This is a genomic window from Pseudomonas sp. SMSB3 (assembly GCF_052041965.1).
Classification (GTDB): Bacteria; Pseudomonadota; Gammaproteobacteria; order Pseudomonadales; family Pseudomonadaceae; genus Aquipseudomonas.
Window position 1 is genome coordinate 87,217 of record NZ_JBKGGV010000016.1, and the last position, 21,217, is coordinate 108,433.

General features: G+C 64.5%; 14 protein-coding genes. 6 read left to right on the forward strand and 8 right to left on the reverse strand.

Translation table 11 applies throughout. The annotated features are described in order from the left end of the window. Positions 1-15: 15 nt before the first annotated feature. Complete coding sequence (locus ACLEJW_RS21115; protein ID WP_145192500.1) at positions 16-786, reverse strand: helix-turn-helix transcriptional regulator; 771 nt, start codon at positions 784-786, stop codon at positions 16-18. Between the two features lie 406 nt (positions 787-1,192). Here ACLEJW_RS21115 and ACLEJW_RS21120 point away from each other — a divergent pair, with 406 nt between their 5' ends. Further along, the gene (locus ACLEJW_RS21120) at positions 1,193-7,543 is read left to right on the forward strand and encodes an amino acid adenylation domain-containing protein (protein WP_440778201.1); all 6,351 of its coding nucleotides are present in this window, start codon (positions 1,193-1,195) and stop codon (positions 7,541-7,543) included. Between the two features lie 117 nt (positions 7,544-7,660). After that, on the forward strand, positions 7,661-9,847 hold the full coding sequence (locus ACLEJW_RS21125; protein ID WP_440778202.1) for an OsmC domain/YcaO domain-containing protein: 2,187 nt from the start codon (positions 7,661-7,663) through the stop codon (positions 9,845-9,847). A gap of 24 nt (positions 9,848-9,871) precedes the next feature. Here ACLEJW_RS21125 and ACLEJW_RS21130 read toward each other — a convergent pair whose 3' ends face one another. Next, positions 9,872-10,171, reverse strand: a complete 300-nt coding sequence (locus ACLEJW_RS21130) for a hypothetical protein (protein ID WP_145192509.1) — start codon at positions 10,169-10,171, stop codon at positions 9,872-9,874. Between the two features lie 173 nt (positions 10,172-10,344). On the opposite strand from ACLEJW_RS21130, the gene ACLEJW_RS21135 reads away from it, so the two are divergent. The 3 genes from ACLEJW_RS21135 (at position 10,345) to ACLEJW_RS21145 (ending at position 13,414) form a co-directional block, all read left to right on the forward strand. Next, on the forward strand, positions 10,345-10,773 hold the full coding sequence (locus ACLEJW_RS21135) for a DUF2231 domain-containing protein (protein WP_145192512.1): 429 nt from the start codon (positions 10,345-10,347) through the stop codon (positions 10,771-10,773). Further along, the gene (locus ACLEJW_RS21140) at positions 10,770-12,059 is read left to right on the forward strand and encodes a PQQ-dependent sugar dehydrogenase (RefSeq protein WP_313299187.1); all 1,290 of its coding nucleotides are present in this window, start codon (positions 10,770-10,772) and stop codon (positions 12,057-12,059) included. Before ACLEJW_RS21135 ends, ACLEJW_RS21140 begins: the two co-directional genes overlap by 4 nt. A 140-nt stretch (positions 12,060-12,199) precedes the next feature. Further along, entirely contained in the window at positions 12,200-13,414 is a 1,215-nt protein-coding gene (locus tag ACLEJW_RS21145; protein WP_313646112.1) for a YeeE/YedE family protein, read from the forward strand. A 53-nt stretch (positions 13,415-13,467) separates the two neighbouring features. Here the strand turns inward: ACLEJW_RS21145 and ACLEJW_RS21150 are convergent, their stop codons facing one another. Beyond that, on the reverse strand, positions 13,468-13,797 hold the full coding sequence (locus ACLEJW_RS21150) for a hypothetical protein (protein ID WP_440778203.1): 330 nt from the start codon (positions 13,795-13,797) through the stop codon (positions 13,468-13,470). A 74-nt stretch (positions 13,798-13,871) separates the two neighbouring features. Beyond that, on the reverse strand, positions 13,872-14,522 hold the full coding sequence (locus ACLEJW_RS21155; RefSeq protein WP_440778204.1) for a DUF998 domain-containing protein: 651 nt from the start codon (positions 14,520-14,522) through the stop codon (positions 13,872-13,874). A gap of 143 nt (positions 14,523-14,665) precedes the next feature. Between ACLEJW_RS21155 and ACLEJW_RS21160 the strand changes: the two genes are divergently transcribed. Next, the gene (locus tag ACLEJW_RS21160; protein ID WP_145192527.1) at positions 14,666-15,415 is read left to right on the forward strand and encodes a FadR/GntR family transcriptional regulator; all 750 of its coding nucleotides are present in this window, start codon (positions 14,666-14,668) and stop codon (positions 15,413-15,415) included. Between the two features lie 59 nt (positions 15,416-15,474). Here the strand turns inward: ACLEJW_RS21160 and ACLEJW_RS21165 are convergent, their stop codons facing one another. From ACLEJW_RS21165 to kdgD, 4 genes are all read right to left on the reverse strand, one after another. Then, entirely contained in the window at positions 15,475-17,055 is a 1,581-nt protein-coding gene (locus ACLEJW_RS21165) for an aldehyde dehydrogenase (NADP(+)) (protein WP_440778205.1), read from the reverse strand. Between the two features lie 45 nt (positions 17,056-17,100). Beyond that, positions 17,101-18,654, reverse strand: a complete 1,554-nt coding sequence (garD, locus tag ACLEJW_RS21170) for a galactarate dehydratase (protein ID WP_145192533.1) — start codon at positions 18,652-18,654, stop codon at positions 17,101-17,103. Between the two features lie 78 nt (positions 18,655-18,732). Next, complete coding sequence (locus tag ACLEJW_RS21175; RefSeq protein WP_145192536.1) at positions 18,733-20,094, reverse strand: MFS transporter; 1,362 nt, start codon at positions 20,092-20,094, stop codon at positions 18,733-18,735. A 101-nt stretch (positions 20,095-20,195) separates the two neighbouring features. After that, positions 20,196-21,107, reverse strand: a complete 912-nt coding sequence (kdgD, locus tag ACLEJW_RS21180) for a 5-dehydro-4-deoxyglucarate dehydratase (protein ID WP_145192539.1) — start codon at positions 21,105-21,107, stop codon at positions 20,196-20,198. Positions 21,108-21,217: the final 110 nt, after the last annotated feature.

The window sequence follows — 21,217 nt, forward strand, 5'->3', positions numbered from 1 at the left end:
GGGGTTCTCGTGCAATCAGGCGCCGGCCATCCATTTTGCCAGCCCGTGGCGGCCACTGACCCCGAGCTTGGCGGTGGCGCGCTTGAGGTAGGTTTCGATAGAGCTGTTCTTGACGCTGAGCTTCTGCGCCATCTGCGCCACGGTCGCGCCGGTCAGCAAGCCGATGCAGACCTCCTGTTCGCGGCTGGAGAGCTTGGCCCCTTCCTGTGCCAAACGCTCGTTGAAGGCGCAGCGCAGTGACCCAACCTGGATGTCGTCCAGTGCTGCGCCCGCTCGCCGTGGCAGGCCTTGGTCGAGCAATTGCCCGTGATGCTCGACCAGCGGCAGCAAGGTGTCGGAAAGGCTCTTGAGCTGCGACAGTTCCGTCAGCGAGAAGGCGCGTTGTTCAGGCAGTCGGTGGAAGCAGATCATCCAGCGACGGTCGCCACTGCAGGACACCAGGTGGCACTGATGGGCGCGCTGGGCGTCCAGCGGCGCCTTGAATTCTATGAGCAACGGGTCATCCATCTGCATGATGCTTTGCAGCAAAGGGTGGCGCAGGGTCTGCGGGCTGGGGCGCTGCGGTTGCACACCGGCAGTGCCCAGCAAGCGGATACGGCTGACACTGGCCTGGCGTGGGTCAAGCGTCCATTCGCTGATCTCGAGTCTGTGGATCGGCACCTGGGCATCGACCAGGCGCAGCATCTGCGAGGCAAACCTGTCAGCGCCGGTGCTGGCGATCAGTTCGCCCAATTGCAGGTAGAGTTGCGGATCGGCGTGGTGTGCGAGGCTGGCGGTCAGCTTCATGGAGGTTCTTCCTTGATTTAAAGCATTACGGCGGGTGATCTCGCGCACTCCGGGTTAGGGCTCTGTGCCGCTATTCAAGCGGTCGGCGGGGTTGCCGTCTGTAATGGAAAACCGGGACACAACATGCCAGCAAACTGGGCCTGCGGGCGTAGCCGTCACCTGTGCGGGCCTACGCACACTCTCCCCAAAGCCGGCAATTGCCGGCCCTGCGGCGGCCGTTCGGCGGTTTTCGCGTTGGGGCGGCAGGCAGGTAAGCCTTTCGAGGAGGCGGCCTATGGCTGTTTTCCTACACGGATTTCAGCCTCTGTAACTGCACGGTGCCGTGTCCGGGTTAATGGGGCCATACAGCGTGCAAGCGCGATGCTTGAATCCGCGGTTATTCAAGCCAACAAGGATGTGCCACCCCATGCATGCCGCCGAAACCTTCGCCCTGACCGCTGCCCAGCGTGACATCTGGCTGGACCAGATCGGCCATGGCGATTCGCCGCTGTACAACATCGGGGCTTACGTCGAGATCCATGCTGCTGTCGAGGTGCAGCGGTTACGCCAGGCGTTGGCACATCTGGTGGCGCAACACGAAGGCCTGCGCACGGTGTTGTTAGCAGGCGAAGGGCAGGCTGGCCTACCGCGACAGCGCTTTGCCCGAACGCTGGAAGCGCCCTTGAGCGAGCATGACCTGCGCGCCGAACCCGATCCGTTCGGCGCAGCGCAGGCGCTGCTCGCCACGCGCATGCAAAGGCCCTTCAGTCAAATGGCTGATGCCCTGTGGGCGACTCAGCTGATTCGCCTGGGCGAGCAGCGCTACCTGCTGGCGTTGCAGGCTCATCATCTGATCCTCGATGGCTGGGGCGTGGACCTTTGGTTCAAGGAGCTCGCCGATGGTTACGCCCGCCTGGGTGAGGGCCATGCGCTGTCCGACGAAGAGGCGCCGGCCTACCGCGCGTTCATCGAAGACGACAGCCGCTACCAGAACTCTGCGCGCCGTGACCGTGACAGAGACTATTGGTTGGCAAAGTTCCGCCAATTGCCCGATGCCTTGCTGGCGCCACGCGGGCGCACGATGACCGTGGGCGGCACGCCCAGCGCCGCCCTGGAACTGGCCTTCGATGGGCAACTGCTGGCACGCATGCGGGCGCTGGCGGGCGAGCTGCAGGCCTCGGTGTTCCATGTGTTGCTGGCGGCCATGCATGTGTGTTGCACACGCACCTGGCAGTGCGACGAATGGGTCGTCGGCATGCCGGTGCGCAATCGCGGCAATGCCCGTCACAAGGCAACGCTCGGCTTGTTTACCCAGGTCAGTGCCGTGCGCATGGATTTCGGCCGCGATCTATCCTTTGCCGCGCTGCTACGCCGCATTGGCGAGGCGCTGAAACAAGATTTTCGCCACCAGCGGTTTCCCCTCAGTGAGGTCAACCGCGCCCTCGGCACCTTGCGCGAACAACGCTCGCAGCTGTTCGAACTGATGGCGTCCTATGAAGAAGACAGCCATGCCCTTTGCTTTGGTGAGGAGTACGGGCACACGGTGATGACCTGCAACAGCCATGAGCCCACGCCGTTGAGCCTGCACCTGCGTTGCAACGTGCACAGTGGCGAGGCGCGCCTGCACCTGGTCCACAGCCTGGCCTGGTTCGGCGAAGCCGAGGTCGCCGCGTTTGCCGAGCGATTGCTGCAGGTGCTGGCGCAAGGGGTGCGACAGCCCGAACTACGCATCCGCGACTTCGAGGTGCTCACCCCTGGCGAACACCAGCGCTTGCAGCAGTGGAACCAGGCCGCCGTGGTCGCGGGCCAGCCAGATCAGTTGATCCACCGCCGTGTCGAGGCCCAGGCCCGGCAACGCCCCGATGCATCGGCGGCGCTACACGACGGTCAACAGCTCAGTTACGGCGAACTCGATAGGCGCGCCAACGGCTTGGCCAAGCGTCTCATCAAGCTGGGCGCCGGCCCAGAGCAGCGCGTGGCCGTGGTGGCCCAGCGCGGGCTGGATACCCTTGTCGGGCTGCTGGCGGTGCTCAAGGCCGGCGCTGCCTATGTGCCGATCGACCCGGCGCACCCCGCCGAACGTCTGGCCTACCTGCTCGAGGACAGCGGGCCGTGTGTGGTACTGACCCAAGCGCGTTTCAGCGCGCGCCTGCCCAAGCAGGAGGTAGTGCAGATCGAACTGGACCGCCTGGTATGGGAGGACATGGACCAGACCCCAGTGAGCCCGGCGCCTACCCCCTATAACCTGGTCTACGTGATCTACACCTCTGGTTCCACCGGCTTGCCCAAGGGTGTGATGGTCGAGCACCGCATGCTGGCCAACCTGGTCGATTGGCACTGCGCGACCTTCGACCTGGGCCCGGGCCGCCACCAGTCGAGCGTGGCAGGTTTTGGCTTCGACGCGATGGCTTGGGAAGTCTGGCCTGCACTGTGCAGCGGCGCCACGCTGCATCTGGCGCCTGCGCGCGAAGGCGCGGAGGATGTCGAAGCGTTGCTGCGATGGTGGCGCGCGCAGCCGCTGGACGTGAGCTTTCTGCCAACGCCGGTGGCCGAGCATGCCTTTGCTCAGGGCGAGTTGCACCCGACCTTGCAGACTCTGCTGATCGGCGGCGACCGTCTGCGCCGTTTGGCGCGTGAGCGCCGCTACCGGGTCATCAACAACTACGGCCCCACCGAGACCTGCGTGGTGGCGACGTCCGGCCAGGTGCAAGCCGGGCAGGCGCTGCACATTGGCAGCGCCATCGCCAATACCTGCTTGTATGTGCTCGATGAACAACGCCAGTTGCTGCCAATCGGTGCCAGCGGTGAGTTGTACATCGGCGGCAGCGGGGTGGCGCGCGGTTACCTGCACCGTCCGCAATTGAGCGCCGAGCGTTTCCTGCATGACCCGTTCAACCCGACGCCTGGCGCGCGCATGTACCGCAGTGGCGACCTGGTGCGCTGGCGTCCAGACGGTACCTTGGAATACTTGGGGCGCAATGACGACCAGGTGAAGATCCGCGGCGTGCGCGTGGAGTTGGCGGAGATCGAAGCCGCCCTGTGCAGTCACCCCGCACTGCGCGAGAGCGTGGTACTGCTGCGCGAAGGCCAACTGCAGGCGTGGTACCTCGGTACACCCTTGGCACCGGCCGACCTGCACGTCCACCTGCGTGAGCGCTTGCCCGCGGCGTTGCTGCCGGTGGCCTATGTGCATCTGCCGGGCTGGCCGCTGACCCCCAACGGCAAGCTCGACCGCCGTGCCTTGCCCAGCGCAGACGATGCGCACCGAGTGCGCGGCGAGCATCAAGCGCCGCAAGGCGACATCGAACAACGCTTGGCGGTGCTATGGCGCGAGCTGCTGCAGGTCGAGCAGGTAGGGCGCCAGGATCACTTCTTCGAGCTGGGCGGCCATTCACTGTTGGCCGTGCAGTTGATCGAACGCATGCGCGAGCAGGGTCTGCAAGCGGACGTGCAGGTGCTGTTTGGGCAATCGACCCTGGCTGCGCTGGCTGCGGCAGTGGTGCAGGGCGAGGCCGTGCATGTGCCCGCCAACGCGGTGCCACCTGGCTGTACGCGCATAACCACAGATATGCTGCGCCTGACCGAACTGGACCAGGCTGCCATCGACCAGATTGTCGCGCAGGTCCCGGGCGGCGCGGCCAACGTTCAGGAAATCTACCCGCTCGCGCCGCTGCAGCAGGGTCTGCTCTATCACCATGTCACCGACGCCCATGACCCGTACCAGCAACAGGTCTTGTTGGCCTTCGCCAGTGCCGCCCAACTGCAGGCGTTCGTCACCGCCTTGCAGCAGGTCATCGACCGCCACGACATCCTGCGCACGAGCCTTGCCTGGGAAGGCCTGGAGCAACCGCAACAGGTGGTCTGGCGCACGGCGCAGCTGCCGCTCGAGCATTGGGCGGGGGCCTCAGAACCAGGGGATTGCGCGACGCAGTTGTGCCAGGCCTACGCGCCCCGACGGCGGCCGTTGGATCTGCGCCAGGCGCCGATGATGGCCATGGTGAGCGCCGAGGATCCGGCCCACGCCCGCTGGCTCGGCTTGCTGCGCTTCCACCATCTGGTCAACGACGCGGTATCGCTGCAAGTCCTGCTCGGTGAACTGGACGCGCTGATGCATGGGCGCGCTGCGCACCTGCTGCCAGCAGTGCCGTATCGCAATTACGTTGCGCTGAGCAACGCCGCCAAGCGTCAGGTCCATCACGAGGCTTATTTCCGCGAGCGACTGGCAGGTGTGCAACCGGCGCCGGTGCTGGCCGGATTGGGCGCAGCGCCTGTCGACCACGCCGACCTGCATCGCCATGGCGCCGAACTTGACGCCGCACTCACCGCTCGCTTGCGCCGCCTGGCCCGCCAGCATGGCGCTAGCCTGGCCAGTGTCATGCACCTGGCGTGGGCACAGGTGCTGGGCAGTCTGGCCGGGGCCGATCAGGTGGTGCTGGGCACGGTGCTGCTGGGCCGCGCCACGGCTGGCGAGGGCGCCGAACGCGCCTTGGGCATGTTCGTCAACAGCTTGCCGCTGCGCCTGGAACTGGCCGGCTTGACCCTGCCTGAGGCGCTGACCCTGGCCCACGCAGGCCTGGCCGGCTTGCTCGCGCATGCCGATGCGCCGCTGCTGTTGGCCCAGCGCTGCAGTGGGCTGCCCGTAGGCACGCCCTTGTTCAGCGGCCTGATCAATTATCGGCAGGGGGCTTTGCCCGCCGGCGAGGTGCTGCCGGGCGTCACGTTGCTCCAGGCCAGCGAAGTCCATAGCCACGCGCTGGTGCTGAGCATCGATGACCTGGGTGACACGCTGCAGCTTGAAATACGGGCGCCGCGGGCGCTGGGTGCGGCTCGGGTTCTGGACTTTTTGCTGACCACGCTCGGCCAATTTGCCGATGCCCCAGAGGCAGCGCTGACTGCGTTGTGCAGCGTGCCGGCCAGCGAGCGCCAGCGCCTGCTGCACAGCTTCAACCAAAGCGATGATCCCCTGAGCCCGTTGAGCTGCACCTGGCCCGCGTTGTTCGAGGCGCAGGTACAGCGCAGCCCTACGGCGGTTGCCGTGCAGACCGACGCAACGAGCCTCGACTACCGCAGCCTCAACGCCCGGGCCAACCAACTGGCCCATGCGCTGATCGAGCGGGGCGTTGGCCCGGACGTACGGGTGGCAATCTGTGTCGAACGCGGTATCGAGCTGATGGTCGCCTTGCTGGCTGTACTCAAGGCGGGCGGCGCCTATGTGCCGCTGGATCCCGGCTACCCGACCGCGCGCCTGCGCTTCATGCTCGAGGACTGCACCCCAGCCGTGCTCCTGGTGCATGACGCGACCCAGGGGCTGTTCGACAGCCTACAAGCGCCGCTGCTGAACCTGGACACCGATGACTGGCGCACCGGCCGCGATGACAATCCGCGCGTGCAGGGTCTGGGCCCGAGCAACCTGGCCTACGTGATGTATACCTCAGGCTCCACCGGCACGCCAAAGGGGGTGATGATCGAGCACCGGGGCCTGTGCAATTTGATGCACTGGGGTTCCCAGATCTGCCCGCCAGGTACCGACGATGCCTTGCTGCAACGGGCGCCGTTCAGCTTCGATGGGTCGGTGTGGGAACTGTTCTGGCCTCTGGTCGCGGGCCTGCGTCTGGTACTGGCTCGGCCCGATGGCCACCGCGATCCGGCCTACCTGGTACAACGGGTGCAGGCTTGTGGCGTGACCACGGTAAAGTTCGTTCCGGCCTTGCTCCATGCGTTTCTCGACGAGCCTGGCGTGGAATGCTGTACCAGCCTCACGGATATCTTCTGCGGCGGGGGTGAATTGACCTTGGCACTGCTGCAGCGCGTGCGCCAGCGCTTGCCCCAGGTGCGCGTGCACAACGTCTATGGCCCGACCGAAGCCACGGTCGATAGCACAGCCTGGAGCGTGTTGCCTGATCAGCCGCTGCCGCAGCAGGCGCCACCGATCGGTCGGCCGATCGCCAACACGCGCCTCTATGTGCTCGACGCCCATGACCGAGCGGTGCCCTTGGGCGTGGTGGGGCAGTTGCACATCGGCGGTGTCGGCGTGGCGCGCGGTTACCTAGGCTTGCCGGCGCTGCAAGCCGAGCGATTCATCGACAGCCCTTTCGTCGCGGGCGAGCGTTTGTACCGTACTGGGGACCTGGTGCGTTATCGTCACGACGGTGAACTCGAGTTCATCGGCCGCAATGATTTTCAGGTCAAGCTACGCGGTTTACGCGTGGAGCTTGGTGAGATCGAAGCGGGCCTGGCGGCGCACCCGGCCGTGGCGCAAGGCGTGGTACTGATGCGTGAAGAGCGCCTGGTGGCCTATGTCACCTGCCGGCCAGGCGGTGTAGCGCCAACGCCCCAGGGCTTGCGTGCTCATCTGCTCGCGCGCATGCCGGAGTACATGGTGCCGCAGGCCTTCGTGGTCCTTGCCCAGTTGCCGCTCACTCCGAACGGCAAGCTTGATCGCCAGGCCCTGCCAGCGCCGGGCGCCGAGGCGATCATCAGCCGCGACTACCAGGCCCCCGAGGGCGAGCTGGAAACGGCGCTGGCTGCCATCTGGACCGAGGTATTGAAAATCGAGCAAGTCGGCCGCGAAGACAATTTCTTCGAGTTGGGCGGCCATTCCTTGTTGGCGGTAAGCTTGGTCGCGCGTATGCGCCAGGCCGGGCTGCATGTCGATGCGCGCACGCTGTTCAGCCAGCCGACCCTGGCAGAACTGGCCGCCAGCACCCAGCGCCAGCGCGCGGAGGTGGCCATTGCGCAAACCACCATCCCGACCCTGAGCAAACGCAGGCGCCTGTGAGGGGCAGCGCGAGGCTGCAAGCTTCAAGCTTCAAGCTTCAAGCTTGCAGCTTGCCGCCGCGCGCCCGGATAATGCCCGGCAATTCGTTATGCACGGCCAAAACACGGTACCCCTCGCATGGAAATCAAAGTCAACTTTCTCGACAACTTGCGCCTAGAGGCCAAGTTCGACGACTTCACCGTCATCGCCGACCAGCCCATTCGCTACAAGGGCGACGGCTCGGCGCCCGGCCCATTCGACTATTTCCTCGCCTCATCGGCCCTGTGCGCGGCTTACTTCGTCAAGTTGTATTGCCAGACCCGCAACATCCCGACCGACAATATCCGCCTGTCGCAGAACAACATCGTCGACCCGGAAAACCGCTACCAGCAGATCTTCAAGATTCAGGTCGAGCTGCCCGAGGACATCAGTGACAAGGACCGCCAGGGCATCCTGCGCTCGATCGACCGCTGCACCGTGAAGAAAGTGGTGCAGACCGGCCCCGAGTTCGTCATCGAGCACGTCGAGAACCTCGACGCCGATGCCCAGGGCCTGCTGATGCCGGTTGCCGATACCCGCACCTATATCCCTGGCAAGGACCTGCCCCTGGAGCAGACCATCGCCAACATGTCCGCCATCCTCGCGGGCCTGGGCATGAAGATCGAAATTGCCTCGTGGCGCAATATCGTGCCCAACGTCTGGTCGCTGCATGTGCGGGATGCGCAATCGCCGATGTGCTTTACCAACGGCAAAGGTTCGACCAAGGAAGCGGCGCTGGCTTCGGCGCTGGGCGAGTTCATCGAGCGCCTGAACTGCAACTTCTTCTACAACGATCAGTTCTGGGGCGAAGAAATCGCCAATGCAGCTTTCGTGCATTATCCCAACGAGCAATGGTTCAAGCCAGGCCCCGACGACGCGCTGCCGGTCGAGATTCTCGACCCGTATTGCCGGCAGATCTACGACGCCGACGGCGAGTTGCGCGGCTCGCACCTGTATGACACCAACTCTGGCAATACCGAGCGAGGCATCTGTTCGCTGCCATTCGTGCGTCAGTCCGATCAGCAGGTGGTGTACTTCCCCTCCAACCTCATCGAAAACCTGTTCCTGAGCAACGGCATGAGCGCTGGCAACACCCTGGCCGAAGCCCAGGTGCAGTGCCTGTCGGAAATCTTCGAGCGCGCGGTCAAGCGCGAGATCCTCGAAGGCGAGCTGTGCCTGCCGGACGTGCCGCAAACGGTGCTGGCCAAGTACCCAGGCATCGTCGCCGGTATTCAAGGGCTGGAGGAGCAGGGCTTTCCGGTGCTGGTCAAGGACGCCTCGCTGGGCGGTGAGTTCCCGGTCATGTGCGTGACCTTGATGAACCCCCGCACCGGCGGTGTGTTCGCCTCCTTCGGTGCGCACCCAAGCTTCGAGGTGGCGTTGGAGCGCAGCCTTACCGAACTGCTGCAAGGGCGTAGTTTCGAGGGGCTCAACGACCTGCCGCAGCCGACCTTCGAGAGCCATGCGCTGACCGAGCCGAACAACTTCGTCGAACATTTCATCGACTCGAGCGGGGTGGTGTCGTGGCGCTTCTTCAGCGCCAAGGCCGATTTCGAATTCGTCGAGTGGGACTTTTCAGGCCAGGGTGAAGATTCCAACGCCGAGGAAGCCGCGACGCTGTTCGGCATCCTGGAAGACCTGGGCAAAGAGGCGTACATGGCCGTATATGACAACCTTGGTGCCACCGCCTGTCGTATCCTGGTGCCGGGTTACTCGGAAATCTATCCGGTGGAGGACCTGATCTGGGACAACACCAACCGCGCCTTGGCCTTCCGCGCCGACATCCTCAACCTGCATAGCCTCGACAACCGCGCCCTGCGCGCGCTGCGCAAGCGCCTGGAGAACTGCGAGGTCGATGACTACACCACCATCACCACCCTGATCGGCGTCGAGTTCGACGACAACACCGTGTGGGGCCAGCTCACCATCCTTGAACTGAAATTGCTGATCTGCCTGGCGCTCAAACGTTTCGAGGATGCCAAGGAATTGGTCGAAGCGTTCCTGCAGTTCAACGACAACACTGTCGAACGGGGGCTGTTCTACCAAGCGCTGAATGCAGTGCTCCAGGTGCAGCTCGATGACGAACTGGAACTGGCCGACTATGAGGCCAACCTGCGGCGGATGTTCGGCAACCCACGCATGGACGCGGTGTTGGGTTCGCTCGACGGCAGCGTGCGCTTCTACGGCCTGACCCCCACCAGCCTCAAGCTAGAAGGCCTGGATCGCCATCAGCGCCTGATCGAGAGCTACAAGAAGCTGCATGCTGCTCGGGCCAGGATGGCCTGACCGAGCGCTCGCCAGGGGTGTCGCTCAGTGCTTGCACTTGGCCAACACCACCTGGCAGGTGTTTGGCGTGCCACCGGAGCGGCCGGCATAGCGAATGCAGTTGTTCAGCGATTTCTGCCGCGCGACGCTCAGGCTGTTGCCCCATGCCAGGCCGCCTTCGCCAGAGCGCGGTACGGCCTTGGCGTAGCAGTTGGCGGCAGGCACGGCAGCGTAATGCCGCGCCTTGTTCGCCTTGCTCGCGCACCCAGCGGTGAGCGCCAGGGCCAGTACCAGCAAGGCCGGCGCGGACAGGCGCGGGAGGAAGGTCGAGCGGTGACGGTTCATGCTGGCGTACTCGCTGTGGCGTGGCAAATTTTTCAGAATGTTTCTATCAAGCCAAGCGCTGAACTATCCGAACGTCAAGGTGATCCTTTCTTAAGCGCACCCCGCGCATGCCTGATGGACCAGACCCTGTCCCGGTCCGCCAGCCCGGGTCACCGACTGATTAAGGAGGCGCCGTGACCGCTACCGAGCAATCCCTCTACCGATGCACGCCCAGTCCGCTGCATGCCATTCTGCTGGCCGGCACGGTTCCGCTGTTTCTCGGCGCCTTGCTGAGCGACATCGCCTACTTCAAGAGCTACCAGATCCAGTGGAGCAATTTCGCCGCCTGGCTGATTGCCGGGGGCCTGCTGTTCTGCGGCCTGGCCCTGCTGTTCGCGCTGGTCAACCTGATCCGTGCCCGGCGCAAAGGTGGCCGGCCAACCCTGTACTTCCTGCTGTTGCTGGTGACCTGGGGCCTTGGCCTGGTCAATGCCTTCGAGCACGCCAAGGACGCGTGGGCGGTGATGCCTGCCGGACTGGTGCTGTCGATCATCGTCACGGTCCTGGCCTGCGTCGCGGCCTGGCTGGGCATGAGCAACCTGCGTTCGGGAGATGAAGCATGAAGCCACTGCATGGTCTGTCGATGTTGAGCGTGGCGCTGCTGCTGGCCGCGTGTGGCGGGGAAGGCGAGCCTAACCAGGCATTGGGCCCTGACCCGAAGTTGCCGGCGCCTGAGCGCGGCCTGTTGCCGAGCATGAAGATCGCCGAACCTGTGTTGTGGGGCGATCAGAAACCCACGGTGCCTGAAGGGTTCAACATCACTGCGATCGCCACCGACCTGAAGATCCCGCGCCAGACCCTGGTGCTGCCCAACGGCGATATTCTGGTGGCCGAAGGGCGCGGCGGCAGTGCCGCCAAACTCAAGCCCAAGGACGTCATTGCCAGCCAGATCAAGGCCAAGGGCAACACCCAGGTCAAGGGCGGCAACCGCCTGACCCTGTTGCGCGATGCCGACGGCGATGGCACCTACGAGGTCAAGACGGTGTTCGCCGAGGGCCTGAATGCACCCTACGGCCTCGCGTTCGCCGACAACAAGCTGTACGTCGCCAACCAGGACGCGCTGGTACGCTTTGACTACACCGAAGGGCAGACCAAGGCAGGTGGCCCGCCCACCAAGCTCACCGACTTGCCGGCCGAGGTCAATCATCACTGGACCAAGGCGCTGACCATCAGCCCTGATGGGCGCTACCTGTATGTCGGTATTGGTTCGAACAGCAACATCACCGAGCGCGGCATGGAGGTTGAAATCGACCGCGCCATGGTCTGGCAGATCGACGCCGTCAGTGGGGCGCACAAGCCCTACGCCACAGGCCTGCGCAACCCCACGGCGCTGGCGATCCAGCCAGACACCGGGCAACTGTGGACCGTGGTCAACGAGCGCGATGAGCTTGGCCCGGACCTGGTACCGGACTACCTGACGTCAGTGCGCGAAGGTGGCTTCTATGGCTGGCCTTACAGTTACTGGGGGCAGAATGTCGATGAGCGAGTCAAGCCGCAGAATCCGGACAAGGTCGCTGCAGCCATCAAGCCTGATTACAGCCTGGGTTCCCATGTTGCCGCGCTGGGCGTGGACTTTTCCATCGCCGCCATGGGCGAGCGCTTTGCCAATGGTGTGTTCGTCGGCGAGCATGGCAGCTGGAACCGACCCAACCCGGTGGGCTACAAGGTGATCTTCGTACCATTCAGCGGCGGCAAACCGTCGGGCGAGCCGGTCGACTTCGCCACCGGCTTTCGCGGTGAAGACGGCAAGACCCGGGGCCGCCCGGTGGGCGTGACGGTTGACCCACGCGGTGCGCTGATCATCGCCGACGACCTGGCCAACACCCTCTGGCGCGTGACCCCCAAATGATCGGCTGAGTCACGCCGCATCAGCGCCGCTCCCGCAATTGCTGCCGGAGCGGCGTCATTCGCCAGCGCCAGGGCGGCTCCCACGCCCGCTCGCACATGGGTATACTCGCGCCCCTGTTCTACAGTAATCCGAGTATTCCAATGGGTCTTTCCACCACCGCCACACCCGAACCGCGCCGTCTGGGCGCGCCACTGATCGCGCTAGCCTTGCTGCTGGCCGGTGCCTGTTTCCTCAATCTCAACGTCGGCTTCAAGCACGTGTTGCTGCTCGTGCTCGGCGCCGCGCTGGGCCTGACGCTCTACCATGCCGCCTTCGGCTTCACCTCGGCGTGGCGCGTGTTCATCAACGAACGCCGCGGTGCCGGTTTGCGCGCGCAGATGCTCATGCTGGCCTTGGCCGTGCTGCTGTTCTTCCCGGCGCTTTCGGCCGGCAGCCTGTTCGGTAATCCGGTAACCGGACTGGTGGCCCCGGCAGGCGTGTCGGTGATCTTCGGCGCGTTCATTTTCGGCATCGGCATGCAACTGGGCGGCGGCTGCGCGTCGGGCACCTTGTTCACTGTGGGTGGGGGCAACGCGCGGATGTTGGTGACCTTGCTGTTCTTCATCATCGGTTCCGTGGCTGCCACGCACCACGCCGACTGGTGGTTTGCCTTGCCGTCGCTGCCGGCCACCTCGATCGTCCAGGCTTGGGGCTTGATCCCCGCGCTGCTGGTAAGCCTGGCCGTATTCGCTGTCATCGCCTGGCTTACGCTGGTGTTGGAAAAACGCCGCCACGGAGCCTTGCAAACGCCGGTGAGCAGCGCGCACCCCGGGCTGCGCCGCCTCCTGCGCGGGCCCTGGCCGCTGGTGTGGGGCGCCATCGCCCTGGCCGTGCTCAATTATGCGACCCTGGCGCTGGCTGGTAGACCCTGGGGGATCACCTCGGCCTTCGCCTTGTGGGGGGCCAAGACGCTGTCCAGTTTCGGTGTCGACGTGGGCAGCTGGGTGTTCTGGCAGGCCCCGGCCAATGCCAAGGCCCTGGCTGCACCGGTATGGCAGGACGTCACCACGGTCATGGATATCGGCATCATCCTGGGCGCCCTGCTGGCGGCCGGGCTGGCGGGTCGATTCGCGCCGAGCTTGAAGATTCCACTGCCGTCACTGATCGCCGCGGTGCTTGGTGGCCTGCTGCTGGGCTATGGTTCGCGATTGGCCTACGGCTGCAACATCGGGGCCTACTTCAGCGGCATCGCCTCGGGCAGCGTGCATGGTTGGCTGTGGCTGATCGCCGCCTACTGCGGCAACGTAGTCGGTGTGCGCCTGCGCCCGCTGTTCTTTGCCGGTGAGCGGCCAGCGACCGCATTGAGCGGCTGTTGAGCGCAATCTAGAAATTGTTTAGATAGGCCTTATAAACAACTGATTTATAAGGCTTACCGCTTGGCGACTGCATGTTGGACGCATTGCTCGTAGTAGGTTGTCTTGATCGCTGCAGGCTTGAGGCGTGAGCGACTGTTGTAGGTCTGCTCGGTGATGCCGAAAGCCGTCATGCGCATCCACGGTTTGGCGAACCTGCGCACTTGGAGTTTTTTCCGCGTGGCGTACAAGGTCACGCCCGACAGCTTGGCCTGCTGGGCCTCGGCCGCGATCTGCGAGCCCCAGCTGCAGGCCTGGCGATCGTTCGCACTGAGCGCCTTGGCCTGGGCGCTGCAGCCGGCCATGGCCAGTACACAACCGGCTATCGCACCTAGAATGTTTCGCATGTTGCTGTCCTAAGCATCTGAAGAGGCTCGAAGTTTGCCTTCACTCTCGATGCCTAGGGGCCATTATTTTCCCATCAGTCAGTCGCCCTCTGCAGGCGCGCCGTCGGCGCCCCGCGCATGCTGCTGACCGCCAGTGCCGCCACCCAGAGCACACAGATGCCATAGTTGAGGCGCTGGTACAGGCCGAACAGCTGGCCGCTTTCGGCCGCCTGGGCCATCATCATCACGGTGAGCAGCGAGCCGATCAGGCATACCAATGACCCTACGCTAAGCGCTCCGGAGCCCGCGAGGCGCGCCCCTAGCCAGACCCATAGCGCGCTGGCCACCGTCAGCGAGAGAAACATCACCAGCCCGCTCAGATTGTGCAGGAGCTGCGAGGTGGAGGGATGTACTGGCGCGCAGCCTTGATCGCAGGCGAACACACCGGTGCCAAGGCTGCCGATACCGTGCAGGAGCACCAGCAGCGCGCTGGCCTGGGCAAGCCTGGAGCCCTGCCAGCGGCGCGCCAGCCCCCAGGCTAAGGCGATGAACAAGACGGCCAGCGGAAAGTTGTTGAGCGCCGCCGACCATGAATGGGTCGGCGCACCCACCGCGCCAAGCTGGCTCATCGCCTGTTGCAGGTGGTCGTAGCCAGGGTAGAACCTGGCGGTGAGCCAGACGCCTAGCAGCAACCACACTGGTATGAACAGGCCAGCGGCGAGCAGGACGCGGTCGAGCGCTTTCATAGGGGACTTCCTTCCTTGGAAAAGCGCCCACAGTACGTGAGAATGCTGGCGCCTGCATGCAAATAAATAGCGCGTTGCGCGTATGTGATCGTACAACTGCATGCGCTATGATGGCGGTTGTCTTTCAAGGTGAAATACAGGGCATGACAGAGCAGCAGGTACAGGCCAGGGTCCGGCGCAAGCCGCGCAGTCTGGCCCAGGAACTGGTCACGGTGCTGACCGAGCGCATCCGCAGCGGGCAGATCAAGCGCGGCGAGAAGCTGCCGACCGAGTCGCAGATCATGGCCGAAGAGGGCGTCAGCCGCACGGTGGTGCGTGAGGCCATCTCGCGGCTGCAAGCGGCCGGTCAGGTGGAAACGCGGCACGGCATCGGCACCTTCGTGCTGGACGCACCCACCACCGGCGGTTTTCGCATCGACCCCGCAACGGTGGTGACGTTGCGCGAGGTGCTGGCGGTGCTGGAACTGCGGATCGCGCTGGAAATCGAGTCAGCCGGGCTGGCCGCGCAGCGCCGCAGCGATGAAGCGCTGGCTGGCATGCGCGCGGCGCTGGATGAGCTCAACGAGGGCGCGGCCCATGCCACTGACGCGGTGTCGGCGGATTTCCAGTTCCACCTGCGCATCGCCCAGGCCAGCGGCAACCATTACTTCGCCGACATCATCAATCACCTGGGCACCAGCATCATTCCCCGGACCCGTTTGAACTCGGCGCGTCTGGCCCATGACGACCAGGCGCATTACATGAGCCGCCTGAGGCATGAGCACGAAGCGATTTATGAGGCGATCGCGCGAGGCGACAGTGAAGGGGCGAAGATGGCCATGCGCATGCACCTGAGCAACAGCCGCGAGCGCTTGCGCCAAGCCCATGAGCAGGCGCAAGCGCAGCCGGATTGAGTCATTGACGATCGCTGGGGCTGCACAGCGCCCGCAGCGATCTCTCTACTTCACAGCCATCAGACCGCTGCTTCGCTCCACTGGCCATTGACCAGGCGACGCAGCCCCAGCGGGTTTTCGTCGCGCAGCGCTTCAGGCAGCAGTGCCTGCGGGTAGTTCTGGTAGCAAACCGGGCGCAGGAAACGGTCGATGGCCAAGGTGCCGACCGAGGTGCCACGGGCATCGGAGGTGGCTGGGTAGGGGCCGCCATGGACCATGGCGTCACACACCTCAACCCCGGTTGGATAGCCGTTGACCAGAATCCGGCCAACCTTTTCTTCCAGCAGCGGCACCAGCCAGGCGTAGGCCTCGAAGTCTTCCGCCTCGCCGATCAAGGTGGCGGTCAACTGGCCGCGCAGGCCGAGCAGCGCCGCGCGCAGCTGAGCATCATCCTTGGCTTCGACCGCGACCGTGGTTGGGCCGAACACCTCTTCCTGCAACAGCGGGTCTGAATCCACCAGCAGCCGCGCATCGGCCTTGAACAGCTGGGCGCGCGCCTGGTTGCCCTGTTGCGTCTGGCCGGCCAGGTGCTCGATACCGGCGTGGGCTTGCAGGTGCTCCAGGCCGCCCACGTAGCTGCGCAGACCCCCAGCGTTAAGCATGGTCTGGCCGGCCTGTTGGTCCAGGTGCTCGCCCAGATCGCTCAGCAGCTGGCTGAATTCTGCCGATTGCAGGCCGATCACCAAGCCTGGGTTGGTGCAGAACTGCCCAGCGCCCATGCACACCGAGCCTGCCAGTTCACCGGCAATGGCCTTGCCACGCTTGGCCAAGGCGCCAGGCAGGACGATCACCGGATTGATGCTCGACATCTCGGCAAATACCGGGATTGGCTGCGCACGCTCTGCGGCCATGCGGCACAACGCATCGCCGCCCTTGAGCGAACCGGTGAAGCCTACGGCCTGGATGGCCGGGTGCTTGACCAGCGGCTCACCGACGCCTGCGCCGAATACCATGTTGAATACACCCATGGGCATGCCGGTGCGCTCGGCGGCGCGCTGGATGGCGCAACCCACCAGGTCGGCGGTCGCCATGTGCCCGCTGTGCGCCTTGAACACCACCGGGCAGCCGGCGGCCAGGGCTGCGGCGGTGTCGCCACCAGCCGTAGAGAACGCCAGCGGGAAGTTGCTGGCGCCAAATACCGCGACCGGTCCGACACCGATGCGCATCTGGCGCAAATCGACCCGCGGCAGCGGCTGGCGGTCTGGCAGGGCAAGGTCGATGCGTGCGCCAAGGAAGTCGCCACGGCGCAGCACGTGGGCGAACAGGCGCATCTGGCCGCTGGTACGCCCGCGCTCGCCTTGGATACGGGCGGCGGGCAGGGCGGTTTCACGGCAGACGATGGCGACGAAGGCGTCGTCCAGTTCGTCGAGCTCGGCGGCGATGGCGTCGAGGAATTCAGCGCGGCGGGCCGGGGCTAGCTGACGGTAGGTGACGAAGGCCGCCTGGGCCGCCTTGGCAGCCTGGTCGACTTCCGCCTCGGTCGCTTGCGCGAAGCTGTACGGCAGCGCTTCGCCAGTGGTGGCGTCCAGGCTCTGCAGGCGTTGCGAACCAGCGGCGCTGCGCTGGCCGGCGATGAAATTGTGGCCGAGGATCTCAGGCATGGGGTTACTCCTGTAGATGAGTGAAGGAAGAATCAGCAACGGGCATCAGGTAATCGGTGCCGGGTTGAACAGCGTGATGTCGTTATGCAAGCGGTGTCGTTCGGCCCAGGTCTGTTTGCGGCCACTGGCGACGTCCAAGTAGTAGTGGAACAGCTCCCAACCCAGCTCCTCGATACTCGAGCGGCCGCTGGCGATGCGCCCGGCGTCGATGTCGATCAGGTCCGGCCAGCGCTGCGCCAGTTCGGTACGTGTGCACACCTTGACCACAGGGGCCATGGCCAGGCCATAAGGTGTGCCGCGCCCGGTGGTGAACACGTGCAGGTTCATCCCGGCGGCCAGTTGCAGGGTGCCGCAGACAAAGTCGCTGGCCGGCGTTGCGCAGAAGATCAGGCCTTTGCGCTCGACGCGCTCGCCCGGTCCGAGCACGCCCTGAATGGCGCCACTGCCAGACTTGACAATGGAACCGAGGGACTTTTCGACGATGTTCGACAGGCCGCCTTTCTTGTTGCCTGGCGTGGTGTTGGCGCTGCGATCGGCCGCGCCTTGTTGCAAGTAGCGGTCGTACCAGTCCATCTCACGCACCAGCGCCTCGGCGACCTGCTGATTCTCGGCGCGCGAGGTCAGCATGTAGATGGCATCGCGCACCTCGGTGACTTCCGAGAACAATACCGTGGCACCTGCGCGCACCAGCAGATCGGCGGCAAAACCGAGCGCAGGATTGGCGGTGATGCCGGAAAACGCATCGCTGCCACCGCATTGCATGCCCAGGATCAGTTCGCTGGCAGGCACCGTCTCGCGGCGGCGCTGATCGAGCTTGTTCAGGCGCGTTTCGGCCAGCGCCATGATCTGCTCGATCATCTCGGCAAAGCCCAGGCTGGCGTCCTGCAGGCGATACAGCCAGGGCTCGCTGAGGTCGACCGAAGGGTCGTTGTCATGCATCACCTGGCCCGCCTGCAGCTTCTCGCAGCCCAGGCTGATCACCAGCGCTTCGCCACCCAGGTTGGGGTTGCGCGCCAGGTTGCGAACCGTGCGAATGGGGATGTAGGCATCGCGCGCATTGATCGCCACGCCGCAGCCATAGCTGTGGGTGAGGGCGACCACGTCGTCGACGTGCGGGTATTTGGGCAGCAACTCGGCGCGGATGCGCTTGACCGCGTGTTCGAGCACGCCAGTCACGCACTGCACGGTGGTCGTGATGCCGAGAATGTTACGCGTGCCCACCGTGCCGTCGGCGTTGCGGTAACCCTCGAAGGTGAAGCCTTGCAAAGGTGGCAACGCATCGGGCACCGCATCGCAGCGCGGCAGGCTATCCAGCTCGGGCGCAGCAGGCATGGCCAACTGGCTTTCCTGCACCCAGCTGCCTTGACGCAGGTCTTGCAGCGCATAGCCGATGATCTGGCCGTAGCGGCGCACCGCTTCGCCCTTGGCGATCGGCACGGTGGCGACCTTGTGGCTCTGTGGCACGCCCTCGACCAGGGTCAAGCCGTCGGCGAAGCGGGCGCCTTCGCCCAGGCCGCCATCGTTGACCACCACCACGACATTGTCATCGTCGTGCAGGCGGACGTAGCGGGGCGAGTCGGAGTGTTCGATCAACTGCATGTGTGGGCCCTACTTGTCAGGTTCTCAGGCTTTTGTACATCCGCCCGCGGCGGCAGAGGCCGGCGCGGGCGTGTCACTTCAGGGTCGCGAGCTGGCCAGTTGCGTGGCGGCTGGCTCAGGCTCGGGCTTAGGGTCATCCTCGCGCAGCTCGATGCGCTTGATGGGACCTACGATCACCAGGTAGCTGAACACCGCTACCAAGGCATTGGCGCCCACATACACCAACGCCCATTTGAACGAGCCAGTGGCGCTGATGATGTAGCCGATGACGATCGGTGTAGTGATCGAGGCGATGTTGCCGAAGGTGTTGAACAACCCCCCGGACAGCCCGGCGATCTGCTTGGGCGAGGTGTCGGCGACCACCGCCCAGCCCAGCGCACCGATGCCTTTGCCGAAGAAAGCCAGGGTCATGAAGCCCACCACCATCCATTCGGCGTCGACATAGTTGCAGAACACCATGGTGGTGGAGAGCATCAGGCCGCAGACGATCGGCAGCTTGCGCGAGAAGGTCAGCGAATTGCCGCGACGCAGCAGCCAGTCGGAAATCACCCCGCCCAGTACCCCGCCGATGAAGCCGCACACGGCCGGCAAAGAGGCGATGAAGCCCGCCTTGAGGATGGTCATGCCGCGCTCCTGCACCAGGTACACCGGGAACCAGGTGAGGAAGAAGTAGGTAATGGCGTTGATGCAGTACTGCCCCAGGTAGACGCCCAGGAGCATGCGGCTGGTCAGCAATTGCTTGATGTAGCCCCACTTGGGGCCGTCGTTGCCGCGCTTCTGGTCCATGTCGACCAGGCCGCCGTTGTGTTCGATGTGCTCGAGTTCGGCGGGGCTGATGCGCGGATGCTGTCGCGGGTTGTAGATGGTTTTGAGCCAGACCATGGAAAACACGATGCCCAGTGCGCCCATGACCACGAACACGTGCTCCCAGCCGAAGCTGAACACGATCCAGCCCATGATCGGTGCGAACAGGGCGGTGGCGAAGTACTGCGCCGAGTTGAAGATCGCCGACGCGGTGCCGCGTTCCTGGGTCGGGAACCAGGCGGCGACGATGCGCGCGTTGCCGGGGAACGAAGGTGCCTCGGCGAAACCAACCAGAAACCGCAAAGTGAACAGCGTGACCACGGCCCAGGCCACGGGCAGACCGCCGACGAAGCCCTGCAGCAGGGTGAACAGCGACCAGGTGAAGATGCTGAAGGCGTAGACGTTTTTCGAGCCGAAGCGGTCCAGCAACCAGCCACCGGGGATCTGCCCGGCGACGTAAGCCCATCCGAAGGCGGAGAAAATATAACCAAGGGTGACGGCGTCGATGCCGAGGTCTTTCTGCAGGCTGGAGCCTGCAATCGCGATGGTTGCTCGGTCTGCGTAGTTGATCGTGGTCACCAGGAACAGCATGAACAGGATCAGGTAGCGCACATGCGTCTTTTTAGTCGCTTGCATGCTGTAAATCTCCCACTAGTTATTTTTGTGCGGGCTCACGAGTTGTAGCCGGAGCGGGCTGGCCCACTCCGGTTGCGGCATTGGCAGGCCGCGGGGTGCGCTTATTGCGGACCCATCTTGTCCATCAGTGCGGCGAGCATTTCGTATTCTTCGCCGGTCAGGTCGGTCAGTGGCGTGCGTACTGGGCCTGCGTCGTAGCCGGCCAGCTTGGCCCCGGCCTTGACGATGCTGACGGCGTAGCCGGCCTTACGGTTGCGGATGTCCAGGTACGGCAGGAAGAAATCATCGATCAGCTTGGCCACGGTGGCGTGATCGTCCCGCGCGATGGCGTGGTAGAAGTCCATCGCGGTCTTGGGTACGAAGTTGAACACGGCCGAGGAATAGACCGGCACACCCAGCGCTTTGTAGGCCGCAGCATACACTTCGGCGGTCGGCAGGCCACCCAGGTAGCTGAAGCGATCACCCAGGCGGCGACGGATCGACACCATCAGCTCTATGTCGCCCAGGCCATCCTTGTAACCAATCAGGTTCGGGCAGCGCTCGGCCAACTGCTCGAGCAGGTTGGCATTGAGGCGGCAGACGTTGCGGTTGTACACCACCACGCCGATGTTGACCGACTTGCACACCGCCTCGACATGGGCGGCGACGCCGTCCTGGCTCGCTTCGGTCAGGTAGTGCGGCAGCAGCAACAGACCCTTGGCGCCCAGGCGCTCGGCCTCTTGAGCGTATTCGATGGCCTGGCGGGTCGAGCCACCGACGCCTGCCAGGATGGGTACCGAGGTCGCGCAGGTGTCGACGGCAGTCTTGATCACCTGGCTGTACTCGCTGGCCGCCAGGGAGAAGAACTCACCGGTGCCACCGGCGGCGAACAGCGCGCTGGCGCCGTACGGGGCGAGCCATTCCAGGCGCTTGATGTAGCCTGCCTGGTTGAAATCGCCTTGGGCGTTGAAGTCGGTGACCGGGAAAGACAGCAGGCCGTGGGAGAGGATGGATTTCAGTTCTTGTGGCGTCATTGTTATTGGCATCCTGTGGCGCTTGGGAGGTAGGTGATGTGCTGTGGTGGAGGTAAGTTATCGTACAACCTCGGCTGTGGCTAGTCCCTGCGGGAGAAAATTTTCTGCAA

Coding starts and splice junctions, on each gene's coding strand:
- ACLEJW_RS21115 (WP_145192500.1), bottom strand. CDS start 786: ATGAAGCTGACCGCCAGCCTCGCACACCACGCCGATCCGCAACTCTAC.
- ACLEJW_RS21120 (WP_440778201.1), top strand. CDS start 1,193: ATGCATGCCGCCGAAACCTTCGCCCTGACCGCTGCCCAGCGTGACATC.
- ACLEJW_RS21125 (WP_440778202.1), top strand. CDS start 7,661: ATGGAAATCAAAGTCAACTTTCTCGACAACTTGCGCCTAGAGGCCAAG.
- ACLEJW_RS21130 (WP_145192509.1), bottom strand. CDS start 10,171: ATGAACCGTCACCGCTCGACCTTCCTCCCGCGCCTGTCCGCGCCGGCC.
- ACLEJW_RS21140 (WP_313299187.1), top strand. CDS start 10,770: ATGAAGCCACTGCATGGTCTGTCGATGTTGAGCGTGGCGCTGCTGCTG.
- ACLEJW_RS21145 (WP_313646112.1), top strand. CDS start 12,200: ATGGGTCTTTCCACCACCGCCACACCCGAACCGCGCCGTCTGGGCGCG.
- ACLEJW_RS21150 (WP_440778203.1), bottom strand. CDS start 13,797: ATGCGAAACATTCTAGGTGCGATAGCCGGTTGTGTACTGGCCATGGCC.
- ACLEJW_RS21155 (WP_440778204.1), bottom strand. CDS start 14,522: ATGAAAGCGCTCGACCGCGTCCTGCTCGCCGCTGGCCTGTTCATACCA.
- ACLEJW_RS21160 (WP_145192527.1), top strand. CDS start 14,666: ATGACAGAGCAGCAGGTACAGGCCAGGGTCCGGCGCAAGCCGCGCAGT.
- ACLEJW_RS21165 (WP_440778205.1), bottom strand. CDS start 17,055: ATGCCTGAGATCCTCGGCCACAATTTCATCGCCGGCCAGCGCAGCGCC.
- garD (WP_145192533.1), bottom strand. CDS start 18,654: ATGCAGTTGATCGAACACTCCGACTCGCCCCGCTACGTCCGCCTGCAC.
- ACLEJW_RS21175 (WP_145192536.1), bottom strand. CDS start 20,094: ATGCAAGCGACTAAAAAGACGCATGTGCGCTACCTGATCCTGTTCATG.
- kdgD (WP_145192539.1), bottom strand. CDS start 21,107: ATGACGCCACAAGAACTGAAATCCATCCTCTCCCACGGCCTGCTGTCT.